This is a genomic window from Geomonas oryzisoli (genome assembly GCF_018986915.1).
Classification (GTDB): Bacteria; Desulfobacterota; Desulfuromonadia; order Geobacterales; family Geobacteraceae; genus Geomonas; species Geomonas oryzisoli.
In genome coordinates, this window is the sequence record NZ_CP076723.1 from 2,379,839 (window position 1) to 2,395,871 (window position 16,033).

The 16,033-nt window shown below is 60.0% G+C and carries 14 protein-coding genes; 2 read left to right on the top strand and 12 right to left on the bottom strand.

Annotated features, from left to right (window positions below; all coding sequences use genetic code 11):
- Positions 1 to 96: 96 nt before the first annotated feature.
- The 6 genes from trpS to KP004_RS10470 form a co-directional block, all read right to left on the bottom strand.
- Positions 97 to 1,080 (bottom strand): tryptophan--tRNA ligase, encoded by a 984-nt coding sequence (trpS, locus tag KP004_RS10445; protein ID WP_216802250.1) that lies wholly within the window; start codon positions 1,078 to 1,080, stop codon positions 97 to 99.
- Positions 1,081 to 1,123: 43 nt separating this feature from the next.
- On the bottom strand, positions 1,124 to 1,822 hold the full coding sequence (locus tag KP004_RS10450; protein WP_216802251.1) for a site-2 protease family protein: 699 nt from the start codon (positions 1,820 to 1,822) through the stop codon (positions 1,124 to 1,126).
- A 206-nt stretch (positions 1,823 to 2,028) separates the two neighbouring features.
- Positions 2,029 to 2,925 carry a DMT family transporter gene (locus KP004_RS10455; RefSeq protein ID WP_216802253.1) on the bottom strand — a complete coding sequence of 299 codons (897 nt, stop codon included), beginning with the start codon at positions 2,923 to 2,925 and terminating at the stop codon, positions 2,029 to 2,031.
- A gap of 166 nt (positions 2,926 to 3,091) precedes the next feature.
- On the bottom strand, positions 3,092 to 6,055 hold the full coding sequence (locus KP004_RS10460) for an AAA family ATPase (RefSeq protein ID WP_216802254.1): 2,964 nt from the start codon (positions 6,053 to 6,055) through the stop codon (positions 3,092 to 3,094).
- Positions 6,046 to 7,311 carry a metallophosphoesterase family protein gene (locus KP004_RS10465; protein WP_216802256.1) on the bottom strand — a complete coding sequence of 422 codons (1,266 nt, stop codon included), beginning with the start codon at positions 7,309 to 7,311 and terminating at the stop codon, positions 6,046 to 6,048. Before KP004_RS10465 ends, KP004_RS10460 begins: the two co-directional genes overlap by 10 nt.
- Positions 7,312 to 7,602: 291 nt before the next feature.
- A complete protein-coding gene (locus tag KP004_RS10470; protein ID WP_216802257.1) occupies positions 7,603 to 8,388 on the bottom strand; it encodes a dienelactone hydrolase family protein in 786 nt (261 codons plus the stop codon).
- A gap of 234 nt (positions 8,389 to 8,622) precedes the next feature.
- Between KP004_RS10470 and KP004_RS10475 the strand changes: the two genes are divergently transcribed.
- Positions 8,623 to 9,240, top strand: coding sequence for a hypothetical protein (locus tag KP004_RS10475; protein ID WP_216802258.1), 618 nt, complete (start codon positions 8,623 to 8,625; stop codon positions 9,238 to 9,240).
- On the opposite strand, the gene KP004_RS10480 is transcribed toward KP004_RS10475, so the two are convergent.
- The 6 genes from KP004_RS10480 to KP004_RS10505 form a co-directional block, all read right to left on the bottom strand.
- Positions 9,237 to 9,599, bottom strand: coding sequence for a hypothetical protein (locus KP004_RS10480; RefSeq protein ID WP_216802259.1), 363 nt, complete (start codon positions 9,597 to 9,599; stop codon positions 9,237 to 9,239). The genes KP004_RS10475 and KP004_RS10480 overlap by 4 nt on opposite strands.
- A 19-nt stretch (positions 9,600 to 9,618) precedes the next feature.
- Positions 9,619 to 10,098, bottom strand: a complete 480-nt coding sequence (locus KP004_RS10485; protein WP_216802260.1) for a YehS family protein — start codon at positions 10,096 to 10,098, stop codon at positions 9,619 to 9,621.
- A 720-nt stretch (positions 10,099 to 10,818) separates the two neighbouring features.
- Positions 10,819 to 12,624, bottom strand: coding sequence for an ATP-dependent zinc metalloprotease FtsH (ftsH, locus tag KP004_RS10490; RefSeq protein ID WP_216802262.1), 1,806 nt, complete (start codon positions 12,622 to 12,624; stop codon positions 10,819 to 10,821).
- Positions 12,625 to 13,114: 490 nt separating this feature from the next.
- Positions 13,115 to 13,972, bottom strand: coding sequence for an NAD(P)-dependent oxidoreductase (locus KP004_RS10495; RefSeq protein WP_216802264.1), 858 nt, complete (start codon positions 13,970 to 13,972; stop codon positions 13,115 to 13,117).
- A 108-nt stretch (positions 13,973 to 14,080) separates the two neighbouring features.
- On the bottom strand, positions 14,081 to 14,737 hold the full coding sequence (locus KP004_RS10500) for an endonuclease III domain-containing protein (protein WP_216802266.1): 657 nt from the start codon (positions 14,735 to 14,737) through the stop codon (positions 14,081 to 14,083).
- A gap of 1 nt (position 14,738) precedes the next feature.
- Positions 14,739 to 14,963 carry a hypothetical protein gene (locus tag KP004_RS10505; RefSeq protein ID WP_216802268.1) on the bottom strand — a complete coding sequence of 75 codons (225 nt, stop codon included), beginning with the start codon at positions 14,961 to 14,963 and terminating at the stop codon, positions 14,739 to 14,741.
- A gap of 140 nt (positions 14,964 to 15,103) precedes the next feature.
- Between KP004_RS10505 and KP004_RS10510 the strand changes: the two genes are divergently transcribed.
- Complete coding sequence (locus tag KP004_RS10510; protein WP_216802270.1) at positions 15,104 to 15,961, top strand: PHP domain-containing protein; 858 nt, start codon at positions 15,104 to 15,106, stop codon at positions 15,959 to 15,961.
- Positions 15,962 to 16,033: the final 72 nt, after the last annotated feature.

The window sequence follows — 16,033 nt, forward strand, 5'->3', positions numbered from 1 at the left end:
AACCGAAACATTCATGGCAGAGCCTGCCACCGCGACAACAATTCCCTTCTAGAAGGTTCTAACGTAGAACCTAGAACATAGAACGTAGAACGTCTTCTAGACCTTAAGCGCGGCGCGGGCGTCATCCATGGTCTGTTTGGCGACGACTTCTGCCTTGCGGCTTCCTTCCGCAAGCACCTCTTCCACCAGGCCCGGCTTCTCGGCCAGCTCCACGCGCTTCTCGCGGAACGGCGCCAGGGTGTCGACCATGGCCTGGGCCAGGATCTTCTTGCAGTCGACACAGCCAAGCTGGGCACCGCGGCACCCCTCGACGATCTCGGCGCGCTTGTCGGCGTCGACATAGAGGGAATGCAGGGTGAAGGCAACGCAGCGGTCGGGCTCGCCCGGATCGCGCTTGAAGGGGCGCAGCGTGTCGGTGACCATGGACATGACCTTCTTCCTGGTCTCCTCGGCGTCATCGGAGAGGAAGATGGCGTTGCCGTAGCTCTTGCTCATCTTGCGGCCGTCGATGCCCAGCACCTTAGGTGTTTCGGTCAAGAGTGCCGCCGGCTCCGGGAACACCTCGCCGTAAAGGTAGTTGAAGCGGCGGGCGATCTCGCGGGTGATCTCCAGGTGCGGGATCTGGTCCTGCCCTACCGGCACGCGGGCAGCCTTGTACACGATGATGTCGGAGGCCATCAGCACCGGGTAACCGAGAAAGCCGAAGGTGGAGAGGTCCTTGGTGGTCAGGTTCTCCTGCATCTCCTTGTAGGTCGGGTTGCGCTCCAGCCAGGAGACCGGCGTGATCATGGAGAGGATCAGGTTCAGCTCAGCGTGCTGCGGCACCCGGCTCTGCTTGAAGATCACGCTCTGCTCAGGATCGATTCCGAAAGCGAGCCAGTCGAGCACCATCTCGTTGATGCTGTCCTGGATACCGTCCGTGCTGGCATACTCGGTGGTCAAGGAGTGCCAGTCGGCGGCGAAGAAGAAACACTCGAAGTTGCGCTGCAGATCCATCCAGTTGGACAGAACCCCGTGGTAGTGCCCCAGGTGCAGCTTTCCGGTCGGTCTCATGCCGCTAACGATACGGTTGTTGCTCATAGAATCGAACTCCTTAATGAATTGTGTAAAAGATTTGCAATAATCAATAGCCGAAGAATCCCTTAGTCAGAAACCTTTCGACGATCGGGTAAGCCCACCTGCTGCTGTCTCCTGCCAGTACCTCAACAACATAGATAACGGCGGGTAAAAGCACCTTCCCGTAAAATTGAGTCAGAAAAACCAAAGCAAGGACCACAATGAATCCCACCGGCTCTACTCTAGCAAGAACCGACGAAAGCTTCAGCGGGAGGAAGCCGACAGCCACTCGCCCACCGTCAAGCGGGGGTACAGGTAAAAGATTAAAAAACCCAAGTACCAGATTGATAAATATGGAGAACCCACACATGGTTGCCAAGGGAGCAACAAAAGCAAACAACGTCGAATCCTCCGCAGCATTATCTGCGATCCCGGCGAAAAGTCGCAAGGCAATGGCCGAAAGTATTGCAAGACTGAAATTAGCAAGAGGCCCTGCAGCAGCGACCCAAACCATATCTGTTTTCGGTCGTCTGAGGTTGCCAGAAACCACTGGAACGGGCTTGGCCCAACCGATACCGATGAAGTAAATCGCCAATGTTCCGATGATATCCAGGTGTTTAAGAGGGTTGAGTGTTAAGCGTCCCAAAGATCTTGCCGTCTTGTCTCCTAACCTATCGGCAACGAAGCCATGTGCCACTTCATGACAAGTAATTGCCCAAAGAGCAGGAACCAAAGTTATGACAATTCGTTGAAGGTACAACTCCATTTGGTTCCTTTCCCGTAAAGAACAGCCTACAGTCTCTAGCAGATCGGTGCCGGAAAGTCAACGATAGCAGGCGATTGAGAGGAGGCATAGCGCGGCGGAAGGGACTGGCTCCGCAAGGTGCCTGTCCCTTTAGCGGATCGCTTCTTTCAGCTCAGCCACCTTTCCAAACACCAAGGGGACAGGCACCTGGCGGAGCCAGTCCCCCTTTATACCTCGGTCACGGTCTCATGCCTCGCCTCATGCCCCCACAGCTGGAGAATGAGACCGCCGAACAAAAGCACGGCACCGCCGAACCCCTGCAGCGGAGTGATACGCTCGCCGAGCAGAAGCGCGGAGAGGAGCACGGTGATCAGCGGCTCCAGCATGCTGATGATGGAGGCGTTGGTGGCGCCAATCAGACGCAGACCGGCGAAGAATCCCATGACACCGAAAATGGTCGGGAAGATGGCGATCCCGACGATGGAAAGCCACCCTGCGGGGGTGATGTCGAGCACCAATTCGCCCCTTATCAGGCCATAGCAAAGGGAGGCAAGCCCGGCGGCACCGCAAACCCAGAGCGAGGTCACCATCGGATCGATGTTCTTGAGGATACGGTTGCCGATGATGATGTAACAGCTGTAGATCACCGCTGCCCCCAGACCCGAGAGTACCCCTGCCAGCCGCGCCCCTTCGAACGACGCGCCCAACAACGACACCAGCCCGACCGAGCAAACCACCAGCGCTATCCCCTTTGGAGCATTGAACCGCTCTTCGCCTATGATCAGCGCCAGGACCGTGACCAAAGCGGGATAGGCATAGAGCAGCATGCTGGTGAGCGATGCGGGCAGATAGTGGATGGCGTTGGCGTAGAGCCCGGACATGCCGTCGTAGCCGACGGCCCCCATCAGGATGAGCTGGAAGGCGGTCTTGCGCTCCAACCGGCAGTTGACGCCGCGAGCGCGGAGGATGGCGAAAAGAAAGATTGCGGCCAGGAGGAAGCGACCCGACAGGACGGTGCTGATGTTGGCGCCGCCGGCGAAGGCGCTTTTTATGAGGATGCCGAGCGTGGCGAATCCCGCCGCCGAGGCGACGATGTACCAGGCTCCACGATGCTTGTCATTCATGAACAAAATTCCTTGTCCCCCCTCCCCTTGCGGGAGGGGGTTAGGGGGTGGGGTAAGGTGCCAAGGGCAGAATTCTCGCCAGTGGCCAGTTCACCCTCCTGCCCCCTCCCGCCTTCGCGGGACGAAGTGCTTCGGCACGCAGTCCCGTCAAGGGAGGGGGAGATGGCTAGTCGAGTTGTATTGTCTGGTCGGTAATCTCGGTGAAGCTGACGTCGTGGCTCACCAGGAAGAGCTGGTCGTACCAGTGTTCGGTGACTTCTTCCTGGCCGACATCGATGGCGCGGAAGGCCTTGGCCAGGTTCTCGCGACGCTCGGCATCGAGGTTCGAGGTGGGCTCGTCGAAGAAGGCGATGCGGGCTCCGATGGTCTGCAAAAGAGCCAGTCGCAGCGCCACCACGGCACTCATCATCTGGCCGCCGGAGAGCTGATCGTCGCTGCGCTCCCTGATGGTTCCGTCGACGATGTCCTTCAAGACGATCTGGTAGTTGTCGCCCCAAAGAAGTTCTTCATCGGACTCGCAGATGCTGCGATAGATCCGGTCGGCCCGGAAGCTGATCTCCTCCCGGAAACGCTCGGAAAGCTGGGCCGAGACGTTCTTGAACACCTGGTTGCGCAGAAACTTGACCAGGTCGGCCTGTTCCTTCAGCTTCTCGATGGCGGCCAGCTTCTGCTCGATCTCGGCGGCGACGACCCGCAGTGCGGCCGTTTCCCCCTCCAGCCGCGATACCCCTTCGGCAATGGCACCAATCTCGGCTTTCAGCCGTGTCGCCGCCATCACCAGCTGCTCGCGGTCGTTCTTCGCTGCTTCGTGCTGCTCAGGACGGTAATCGCCCACAAGCCTGGCCAGTTCATCCTGCTTCGTCGCCAGTGTCGAGATGATCCCCTGCAGGCCGCGTTGGTACTTCTCCAGCGTCTCCTGGTGCTTACCCAGCTCTTCCGCCGACTTCTGGTTCGCTATGTAGCTATCGCGCGCGGGCTGGAAGCGGGCTAGTTCGCCCTCGGCGTCCTTCACGCTCCGCTCCACGTCGGCGAAGATGGCGACCTCGGCTTTTCGGGCACCGACCTCCGTCAGCAAGGTGTCCAGACGCGCTTTGTGCCGTGCCACAGACTGTTCACGCCGGGCGGCGTTTTCCTGTGCCCCGGCGAGCTCGCGCTCTTTTTGTGCCAGCGACTCCCCTCGCGCGGAGAGCTCGGCAAGCTTGCGCGCTGATTCCTGAACCGGCTCGGCCGCTTGTTTCACCCGTTCTTCCAGTGCCGTTTCCAGCCTGGTGATGACGCCCTGCCAGGCATCGGTCGCATGGGCCAGTGCGTCCCGACGCTTCTGTGGGGCCGCCGCGAGGTCGAGTTCCGCACACGGCAACTCGGCGAGAGAAACCTCGCCAATGCCGGCAGTTGCCAGCCAACCCTCAAGTGGTGCGCGAAGTGCGGGTACGGCGATCTGGGCGTAGTTGCGGCTGAACTCTTCTTCCTGTTTAGTCCGCTCCCCCCCTGCCTTGGCCAGCTCCAAGGCCACCTGCTCCATCCCGGCCAGCTCACGAGCGGCTTGCTGAGCGGCAGTCACTTGGGACGCCAGCTCAGCCGCTTCGAGATCAAGTCCGGCCATTTCAGCATCCAGTGCGTTGATGCGGGCGTCGAAGATACCAGCCGGATCAACACCTTGCAGATTCTGACACGGCTCCTGGAAGAAGGGGCAGGCACCTGCCCCGATCTTGTCGCGCCCCTCCACCAGGGAATGCCTGCGCCCGGCAAGTTCCGACCGCTGCGCCTGGATCTGCTCCAGCCGAGCCTGACGCGCCGCTAACTGCTCCGCCTCCGCCTTGAGCGGCCCGGAGCCGGCCAAGACACTCTCCCGCTCGCGGATCTGTCGGTCGATCTCTTCGATCCGGCTGAGGGCGACGTGGAGGTACGGCAGCGTGGTCTCCATGTTGTGCATGGGGAGCTTCCGGAAAAGGACCCGGCTCTGCTCTGCCGCAGCCAGCCCTTGGGCCGCCACGGTCTCCAGCTGTTTCTGCGCCGCCAGGGCCGCTGCCAGCGCCTCCCGGTCGTTCTCCAGGCGTTTGCGCTCCTCGTCCATTGACGACCTGGCAAGCCCGAGTTCGCGGCTCTCAGCATCCAGCATGGCCTGAACGCTCCCCTGTTCCCGTTCCAGGTCGGCAAGCTTCTTTTCCAGTTGGTGCTTCTGCAACTGTTGATCGCGCAGTTCCTTAAGCCTTGCCTCAGCGGCGTCGTATCCCTGCTTTCCCGCCGTCGACGCCGCGACCACGGCCGCCGCCTGCCGCGATTGTTCGACCAGGAGCTGCTGGGTGGAGACGTAGTTCCTACCTGATTCGACACGCTCCTGCAGCCCCTGCACCTCCTGCTGGACCGATTGGATCGCCTCCTTCTTCGACTCCAGCGCATTGAGCAGGGTCGTTGCGTGCTCAAGCTCTATCGTCTTGGTCGCCAGCTCTGTCTGCTTGGTATCGCCCTGTTGCCGCAAGGCGGCCAGTTCCACTTCCTTGGCGGGAAGGACGGCAACCTGCTCCGATCTGGAATCCACCTCGGCCTGCAGCACGTCGAGTTTTGCCTTAATGGTGCTGGTCAAAACCTTCGTTCTATCTTGGGTCTTGCGCCAGGCGTCGATGCCGAGAATCTCGTCGAACGCGTCCTGACGCTTGGCGGGCTGTTTGATGACAAAGGGGCCCAGGAAGTCATTCTGGAAGGGGCCGATCACCAGCTTGAACTGCTCCGACAACGGCCGAGCTGCGGAGAGGCCGAGCAGCTGCGCGATGCGCACCTCGGTCTCCTCCATGTTGGCGTGCTCCTCGACCTCGAACGCGCCGCCGACCTCCTTGGCCAGCAGCCACTTGCCCGCGGTTCCCACGGTACGGGTAACCCGGTACAGCTCTCCCGGTTCTGGTTCGAACACCACGCCGATTTCGCCGCGCTTGGTGCCGATGGTGAGGAAGCGTTCCGCGTTGGAGACAAAGTCCTTGGCGTCGACGCCGAACAGGGCGTAGCCGATGGCTTCGAAGATGGTGCTCTTGCCGGAACCGTTGGCGCCGGAGAGGACGTTGATCCCGGGTGAGAAGACGAGTTCCTTGTCGCGGTGCGACTTGATGTTCTTGAGCTGGACCGAGACTATGCGCACTGATCACCTCCGGAGGAAAGCAGGCTCAGCAACTCCTCGCCCTCCACGTCCCCCTTCAGCACCAGGTCCCGCAGCGCCAGGCTCAGACGCGTCAGTTCGTCCACGCGCCCCTGGTAGTGGCTGTTGGCGCCGATCAGCTCACCCAACACGTCACGTTCGATCTCGGCAAGACTCTTCTTGACCTTCTCCTCGCCGCTTCCGCCGGCGACCAGCGAGAGGTGATTCTTGATTTCCAGGTGCAACGGCTCGCAGACCTCGCACAGCGACGCGCGCAGGCGGTCGCGGCTCAACTCGAAGGGGTGGAAGCAGACCTTGCCAGCAAGGCGTACCTCGACAAGCGGGGCCCGCTCATCTCCGGAACCGGCAAGCTTCTCCGCCATCTGGCTTTTGAACAGCTCCAAGGCGTCGGTGGCGTTGCCCGCGCCGTCCAGGTTGGCGGTGACGACCAGCATGGGACGCGGCGAGGTGCGCCGGAACTCATGGGCGACCGCTCCGTCGGGCGCCAAGGTCACGACGTAATACCCTTTGTCGTAGCGCTCTTCCCCGAAGTTGACGCAATCGGGCGAACCGGGGTTGAAGGCGTAGGGGCGGCCGTTGGCGTCGTTGACGATATAGGGCTTATGGCCGTGGCCGAGGGCAACGTAGTCGAAACATGCCGCCAGGGGCTGGGCTTCCTCGGGCTTGATGTTGCCGATTTCGACCGGCGAATAGGTCCAGACCCCGACGTGAAAGAGCAGGATGTTTCGTTTGGTGGCGATGGCCTCGCAGATGCGCGGGACGTGGTTACCGGCCTGGGATCCGATGTAACCGAGACCGTAGATGTTGACGCCGCTTACCTCGATGTGCCCGCCGGTCCCCTGCTCGGCATCAAAGGGTTCGAAGAGGTAGCCGCCGTCGGCACTCCTGGAGGGGCGCAGCAGGGAGATATAGCCCAACTGGGAGAGCGCTTCCATCCAGGAGACGCTGTCGCGGCGGTGGATCCAGTCGTGGTTTCCTTCCACGGCGAGACAGGGGATGCCCGCATCCTTCAGGGGCTGCAGGATCTCGATGGTCTTCGCAAAGGTCTTGGGGAGGATCTGACCGGTGTGGAACAGGTCTCCGCCGATCAGGACGAAGTCGACCTCTTCGCGCACGGCGTCGGCAACGATGGCGGCGAAGGTCGTGAAGAAGTCCTGGTAGCGCTGGGCGTCGCAGCCGGAGGTGCGGTAGGTCTTGCCGAGATGAACGTCGGAGGTGTGGATGAAGCGAACGGGCATGGATGCTCCGGGAAAAGGAATTGCACAGGTATAACGCCGCCCGCGGGGACAAGTCAAGCTCTCTAACCCGGCAACTTGTGCCGGAGCTCGAAGTACCCCGACCACGGTTCCTGAACCAGCTATCTGCACGCCCTCTAACCAAGGGGCGAATAATCATTCGCCCCCTGTCGCACAGAATAAGTGCTCACCCGAAGCGGTAGTGGGGCACCGGCGGCTGGGCAAATGATTATTTGCCCCTACAGCGTGCGGCGAACCAGACGCGGAGGCGCCCCCGGTGATGATCACCAAGTTTCAATGCGTTGCGAAGATCTCGTTAAAGAAGAGCTTCATGGCCTCGAAGGAGCGCCGGTCGGCCTTTTCGTTATAGGCGGCACCTTTGCTGTTGTCATTGCCGGACTTTGGATTGGTGAAGCTGTGCACGGCGTTGCCGTAGAAATTCATCTGCCAGTCCACCTTGGCGTCCCGCATTTCTTTCTGGAAGGCGGCCACTTCATCCGCCTTCACGTACGGGTCATCCGCACCGTGCAGCGCAAGCACCTTCCCCCGTATGTTCCTTGCATCGGCGGGGTTGGGGGTGCTGAGCCCGCCATGGAAGCTGACCGTGCCCAGGACGTCGGCACCACTTCTGGCCAGTTCCAGCGCCGCCGTCCCGCCGAAGCAATACCCCATCACCGCCAGCCGCTTCGGGTCCACCTGCGGATAACTGGCGAGCCTCGCCAATCCTGCAGCACCGCGCGCACGGAGCAGGCTCCGGTCATTGCCCCGGTACTTTCCTGCTTCCTTGGCTGCCTGCTCCGGTCCTGTCGGACGCACACCTTTGCCGTAAATATCAGCGGCAAAGGCGACATACCCTAATTTCGCAAGTTGCTCTACGCGCATCTTCTCGTATGCGGTCACGCCGGTCCATTCGTGAATCACGAGGATACCTGGCCGGGTTCCCTTGATCGAATCATCATAAGCCACGTATCCCTCGAGGACCGTGTCACCCTGGCGGTAATCGACGTTCTGCCCTACCACGCCGGCACTGGCACCTTGTGCCACCAGCGTCATCATCAAAGCTAAAAGATACCTTTTCATGATCTCCTCCACGCTGTCGATTCAACGGCTCCAGTCTCATTAGCTGATAGCGGATTACGTCATTGTATCAAAAACGTTCTTTCGCCGCAGCCGGCGATACGCTGCGCTGCGTTGCTGGTGGCGTTGACACCTTATATACATTAAGTATCATTAATCAGCCGTAAAGCATAACAGGAGCCTGTCATGAGACAACGAAACTATCGTCCTATTCTGGGTTGGCTGGCAGTAGCCTTAATGGGGGCCTCAACGGCGGCATGCAGCTCGTGGTGGGCCGGAGGGCGCGACGGGAAAAGCGCCTCGCTGCAGACGGTGCAGGACGACCTGCGGTACGCCCGGCAAAAAACCCAGGAGACGCGCAAAGCGTTGGATGACGTCAGGTTTGCGGACCAAATCGACCTGCCAAGGGCCTACCGCGCCTTCAGGGACGAGGTAAACACCATGTCCGGCGCGGGCAGTAAGCTGGTGCAGCACGCCAACGGGATGCACTACCAGGGAAACGCCTACCTGGTGGAGGCGGAACAATCGGCGGGACAGTGCCGCTATCCCCGGCTGTCCAAGACGTCCAGGATGCCACGCATGGAATTGGGAGACGCCTTTGAGCCGATAGACGTGCAGGGGCAACAGGTGCAACGGGCCTACCGATCTTTCGAGTTCGACATTCGGACCATCGAGGAGTATCTGTCCCGGGAGTTGACCGAGCAAGGGGTGAGGGACATGGAAATCTTCATGCGCAGGAGCGAGGTGGACGGGGACAACCTCTTGTACGCCCTGGAAGCGGAGTTGACAGTGGTGGAGAGGGCAAAGAGGGCGTACGACGAAACTGCACAGGGAAAAGAAGGGAGTAGGCCCTAGTACTTATCCGACTTATCGCCGCTGATGGGAAGCTGGCAGTGCAGACATTTACGCAGGTAAAGCAGCATCATGCCATGCATGTGGTAGTAGTTGCGGCAGCGCGGGCAACGAGCGGTGGCTGAATAGAACATCACGCCGAGCAGCACGGCGAACCAGATGAAAAAGACCGGCATCGAGCCGTTGAAGGAATGGGTAATTTTTTGGGTCACGTACATGGTCGGGAGGTAAACGATGAGAACGGTCCAAAGACACCAGCGGCGCTTACGCACGACCGCCAGGCCACGGGCAATCTCGGCCGGGTCTACCGGTTGGACAGCTTCGGCCGCGGCAGCGGCCACTTCGACTTCATGATGGTCCAAGCGAACCTCCCTTCAGCCTTTAGTCCTGTGCACCTTCCCGGTATTTCATGGTCAATCCCTTGAGAAAATTCCGCAGCATCTGGTCTCCGCAAGGCTTGAAATTGTCCTGGCCCTTGGCACGGAACACCGCGCTTAACTCGGACTTGGAAACCGGAAACTTCGCCAGTTTAAAGATCGCCAGCATCTCCTCCTCTTTAAAAGACAGGGCGATCCGGATCTTCTTGAGTATGTCGTTGTTGCAGAGCTGTGCAGGTGGCGGTGTGGCCTTGTCACCCTCCCCTTCCCGCTTGCCGCGCTTCAGGGCGATGAGGCCATCGAGGAAAGCCTGCAGCACCTCGTCGCTGCACTCGCGAAATCCGTCTTCCTCTTCCTTCTTGACCAAGCTGGTGATGTCCGCCTGCCCCATCTTCATGTCCGAAAGCCGGAAGGCCTCGACAACGGCCTGTGTGTTGAGGTTGAGGGCGTAGCGCAGCCTACGGAAAACATCGTTGTTGGTCATCAGGCACTCCTAACTGTTGATGGGGGCCGCAGCCCGGTTATTACATAGCATTTTACTTATTAGGTCCGCAAGTTAAGTTATCATTGCACGACGCGAAAGAGCACAACTCTGCGTCGCAAGCGTAACGAAACCTCTTCAGGTCTCTCGCGATTGTCGCAACAACCTTCGCGCTTGGTGTAAGCCCCTTCGCACACGGGGGAAGACCCTTCGCGCGCGGTGCGAGACCTCTTCCACACGGGGGAAGACCCCTTCCGCACGGGGGAAGACCCCTTCCGCACGGGGAGAGACCCCTTCCGCACGGGGAGAGACCCCTTCCGCACGGGGAGAGACCCCTTCCGCGCGGGGAGAGACCTCTTCCACACGGGGGAAGACCCCTTCCGCACGGGGGAAGACCCCTTCCGCACGGGGGAAGACCCCTTCCGCACGGGGAGAGACCCCTTCCGCACGGGAAGAGACCCCTTCCGCGCGGGGAGAGACCCCTTTCGCGCGCGGGAAACCGTTTCCGCGCGGGGGAAGACCTCTTCAGCGCGGGGAGAGACCTCTTCCGCACGCGGGAAGCTATTTCCGCACCGGGGAGACCTCACCCGGTTGTGAGGGACTACTGCAGAGCGATTGCAGAGTCCAGCAAGCTGAAAGATCCCGCCGTTCTGCAAATGGAAAGGCCCCTCTACCGCTTGGCAGAGGGGCCTTTCGACGTTGGTGTATTTCAGAGGAATGAGACTATGCGGCGACGGCGGCCTGCATACCTGCACCCTCACCGGACACAGGCAATCCGAGAATGGCGTCGATCTCGGCGGAGTCGAGGGTCTCCTTGGCGACGAGCTCCCGCGTCAGCCTCTCCAGGGCATCCATGTTCTCCTTCAGCAGGGCCACCACGTCGGAGTAACAGCCGGTGACGATGGAGCGGATCTCGTTGTCTATCTCAAGGGCGGTGACGTCGCTGAAACCTTTCTGCGACTTTCCGCCTGCGTCCGTATTCTCCTGGTGGCCGAAAGCAACCGGACCGAAGGCACGCGACATGCCCCACTCGGTGACCATCTTGCGCGCAGTATCCGTGGCGCGCGCCAAGTCGTTACCAGCCCCGGTGGTCGTCGTGCTGTAGATGATTTCCTCGGCAGCGCGCCCACCCATGAGCACCTTGAGGTGCCCCACCAACATCTCCTTGGTGTAGCAGTAGATGTCGTCCTCGGGAATCTGGACCGTTACCCCCATCGCCCTCCCTCTCGGGATGATGGTGACCTTATGCACCGGATCGCATCCCGGGATCAGCTTTGCCACCAGCACGTGCCCGGACTCGTGGTATGCCGTCGAGAGCTTGAGTTTTTCCGAGAGGACCATCGACTTCTTCTCGGCCCCCATCAGCACCTTGTCCTTGGCGAGATCGAAGTCTATCATCTCGACGGCACCCTTGTTGGAGCGCGCCGCGAGGATGGCAGCCTCGTTGACCACGTTGGCGAGGTCGGCACCGGAGAAGCCGGGAGTGCCACGGGCAATCACCATGAGGTCGACCTTCTCGTGCAGCGGGACGTTCTTCGCGTGGACCTTGAGGATCGCTTCGCGACCCCGAATATCCGGGGAGCCTACGGTCACCTGGCGGTCGAAGCGCCCGGAGCGGAGCAGCGCGGCATCGAGAATCTCGGGACGGTTGGTGGCCGCGAGAACAACAATACCGGAGTTGATCTCGAAGCCGTCCATTTCGACCAGCAACTGGTTCAGGGTCTGGTCGCGCTCATCGCTTGCGCCGCCACCCGCAGCAGCATCACGTTTGCGTCCCACCGCGTCGATCTCGTCGATGAAGACGATGCAGGGAGCAGCCTTCTTGGCCTGGGCGAAGAGATCCCTGACCCGGGAGGCACCCACGCCGACGTACATCTCGACGAATTCGGACCCGGAGATGGAGAAGAAAGGAACATCGGCTTCGCCCGCGACCGCCCTGGCGATGAGGGTTTTGCCGGTGCCCGGAGGCCCGACGAGGAGGACGCCGGTGGGCATCTTACCTCCCAGCGTGGAGAATTTCTCGGGGTCCTTCAGAAACTCGACCGTATCCAGCAGTTCCGCCTTGGCCTCTTCGGCACCGGCCACGTCGTTGAAACGGGTGGTCGATTCCGAGTAGTCCACCAGACGGGCGCGGCTTCGGCCGATACCGGTAAAGCGCCTGAGGACGGCGAAGAGGAAGATCGCTATGGCGACAAGAAACCCGATTTGGAACCAATTGGGACCGCCGGAAGGCGGAGTGGAAGAGAAGTCGACCTTTTTGGCGATGAGCAGATCGCCCAGGTAGGCGCCCGCCGGAAGAAAAAGGCTGAACTTGTCGCCGTTTTTCGCTTCGGCGTTGATCTCGTCGCCGACGATTCTCACTTTGGCTATGTTCCCGGCGGAAACTTTCTGGATGAAGGTGGTGTAGCTGATCTGCCTGCTACGGTCCGCATGTGATTGCTGCCAGGAATAGAGCCCGTAACCGGCGACGGCCAGAAAGCTCAGAGACAGACCTAACAACAGCAGCTTCTTGTTTCTCGTGTTGCCCATAGTTCTCCCATTACTACTGTAGTAGTAATAATGTTACGGCTCGTATAATACTATCTTTATTCTTGATAACCGTAACAGTGAAAAGTGATTATCGTTAGCTTTGCCAACAAGCAACAATTAACACTTACTAAAAACGTATAAATATTGGTTCCAAAAATTGAATATCTATTTTTACTGCAGCTGGAAGTTTTTTGTACACACAATTTTTTTTCATTTTCAGGGGTCGTTTGAAATCAAAGGAGGTGTTACGACCACCAGTAGGGGCGAATGAATCGCCAGCCTGCCTCATCTCCCCCCCCTAGAGCCCTTACCCGCAGGAGGGGACTGGCTCCGCCAGGTGCCTGTCCCCTTGGGCTTGGGGAGTATGGAGGGCGGAATGGAGCGTTCCGCTAGAGGGACAGGCACCTACGGAGCCAGTCCCTTCTGCCTCAGGACAAAAAAAGAGGCGCCCTTTTGGGGCGCCTCTTTTTGGCAACGATGTCGAAGCGAGTTACTTGCGCAGCAGCTTCACGATGGCGGAGAAATCTTCTTCCCCCCTACCGTCCTGAACGGCCTGGTCATAAATCGCGGAAACGGTCTTGGCGGCCGGCAGGTCGAGCTCAAGCTTTTCGGCCATTTCCAGTACGCGCCGCATCTGGGAGTCGACGTACTTGAGGGCCAGGTTGCGGCTGAAGTCGCCGCGCGCGATGGAGCGCCCCTTGGAGTGGAACAGCGGCGAGGCGACCCCGCCGGAGTCGAGCACCTCGAGGATCTTGTCCGGCTTGAAGCCCATCTTCTCACCGAAGACGAGACCCTCGGAAAGGGACTGCATCATCTCGGCCTGCAGCAGGTTCACGATCAGCTTCATGCGGGTCGCATCGCCGATCTTGCCGATATGGATGATATTGAGACCGAAGTAGGAGAACGGCTCGCGGCAACGCCCGAGCAGGGCCTCGTCGCCACCCGCCAAAATGGTGAGCAGACCGTTGGCGGCGTGTTCCTTGCTCCCCCACACCGGCGCCTCCAGGAACATGACGCGGCGCTGCTTCGCTTCCTCGGCCATGCGCTCGATGGTTTCAAGGCAGTGGGTGCCCATGTCCACCAGGATGGTGCCGGGGTCGATCCCTTCGAGAACGCCATTCTCACCAAAGACAAGGTACTTGCTCTCCGGCACGATGACGATGACCAGGTCCTGCCCCTTGGCGGTCGCCATCGGCGAATCGCCGACCTTGACGCCGAGTTTGGCAAGTTCTGCCATCGCATTTGCGTCCTGGTCAAACACCGTTAATTGGTAGTCCGACTTGGCAAGGTTGGCTGCCATGTGAACACCGACGGTGCCCAGACCGACAAAACCTATCTTCTTAAGCATAATCCCCCCAGAGTGGCTGATGCTTCGCATCAGCGGATAGCATTATTGCTGACCTGAAAAATCTCAAGGCCCCATTATACTCAAAGACCAACTTTGTGCAACACTGTTTTATCTTGATTTAACGACACCCACCCTGTCGCAGAACTGGTATAGCGGGCAGGTTGAGCAATGCGGCGAAAGCGGTGTGCACAGGTTCTGCCCGAAAGTTACCAGAAGATCGTTGATTATGATCCAGTACTCGACCGGCAGCTTCTCTCTCAAGGCAAATTCAGTCTGCTCGGGGGTACGGGTGTGCACGTAGCCCCAGCGGTTGCAGATGCGGTGCACATGAATGTCGACGCAGATGCCGGGCTTGCCGAAACCTAGGGTGAGCACCAGGTTGGCGGTCTTGCGCCCCACCCCTTTGAACTTCAACAGCGTCTCCAGGTCGTCCGGAACCGTCCCGCGGTACAGATCACACAGGGACCGCGAGATCTCGAGTATCTGTTCCGCCTTGACGCGGTAAAAACCGACCGGGTAAATCGCCGCCTCGATCTGCGGCACATCCAGGCCGACCATCTTTTCCGGGGTATCCGCCAGTGCGAAGAGGCGTGCCGAAGCCTCGGCCGTAGTCAGATCGCGGGTCCGCAGCGAGAGGATGCAGGAGACCAGCACCTTGAACGGATCGCGCCCCTGGGTGGCGACTATGGTGACCGCGGGACTCACCCAGGCCTTGACCGCCTCAGTGAGGATCGCTATGGCCTGGTGGATCTGGTCGTCCCCCATGCTATAACCTGTTGTTGACCACGCGCATTACCAGAACACCCGCGATGGAAGCGAGAAGCCCCACACACACAAGCAGAATGCCGATGCTGCGCCCCTCCCCCCAGCCAAGCAGATCCTGGTTTTTCATAAACGCTATGAGCCCCAGTCCGGTAAAAGTGAGAATGCCCCCTATGATGAATGTCGACAGTGCGAATACCGCCCCTGCCATACCCTTGGTCTTTGCCACACACACCTCTGTCTAACTTGAAAAGTAATGCTTCCTTATACAAGATGGTACCGGTCAAGGCAACTGCTAAGTGCGTCCTTAGCGGTTGCACAAACGTGAGAAACCCCTATAATGGCCAGATCTAAATTTGAGGGAGATACATGAGAGAACTGGTAGACCTGCATATGCACTCGACGTTTTCCGACGGGGTGCGCACCCCTGCCGAACTGGTGGCAATGGCAAAGGGGCTGGGACTGAAGGCGATCGCGATCGCCGACCACGACACCGTGGACGGCATCGACGAGGCGCTTGCGGCAGGCGCAGCCGCCGGTGTGGAGGTGCTCCCCGCGCTGGAATTCTCGGTGGCGTACGGCTCGTTCCGCGACGTCCACCTGCTCGGATACCTGCTTGATCACCGCGACCCGCAGTTGCAGTCGATTCTCAAGGAATTCCGGGACAGAAGGGAGGCCCGCGGCGAGGCCATCGTGGGGCGGATCAACGAAAAACTGGCCACCGAAGGAAGAGCACCCATCTCGAGCGCCGAAGCCGCCGCCCTGGCGGGCGGAGCCCTTGGACGCCCGCACATCGCCCAGGTGCTGATGGGAAAAGGGTATGTCCGCGACATGCAGGACGCCTTTGTGCGTTACCTGCTGCCGTGCGACGTGCCGAAACGCTACTTCCCGATGGAAGAGGCCCTGGCGACGGTCCAGAGACTCGGAGGGGTGGCGGTTCTGGCCCATCCCACCACCATCACCAACGAACGTGACACGCTGAACCGGATTATCGATGAGCTGTGCGCGATGGGACTTGCGGGCGTCGAGGCGTTCAACAACGTCTGCAACGAACAGGAGAGCGCCTTCCTCCTCTCATGCGCCGAGAAGAAAGGGCTCATCTGGACCGGAGGTTCCGATTACCACGGCATCGAGGAAGGTATCAACATGGGCACCGGCAAGGGAGGCATGGCCGTCCCCTACAGCTGCGTCGAGGCGCTGAAGCGGGCGCAAAATCGAGCGGCGTAGCAGGCGAGATAAAGCGAAAAGACAACCTGATTGGCGACTCATCCGCTACCTGCCACTCCCCCCTTTGCGAAG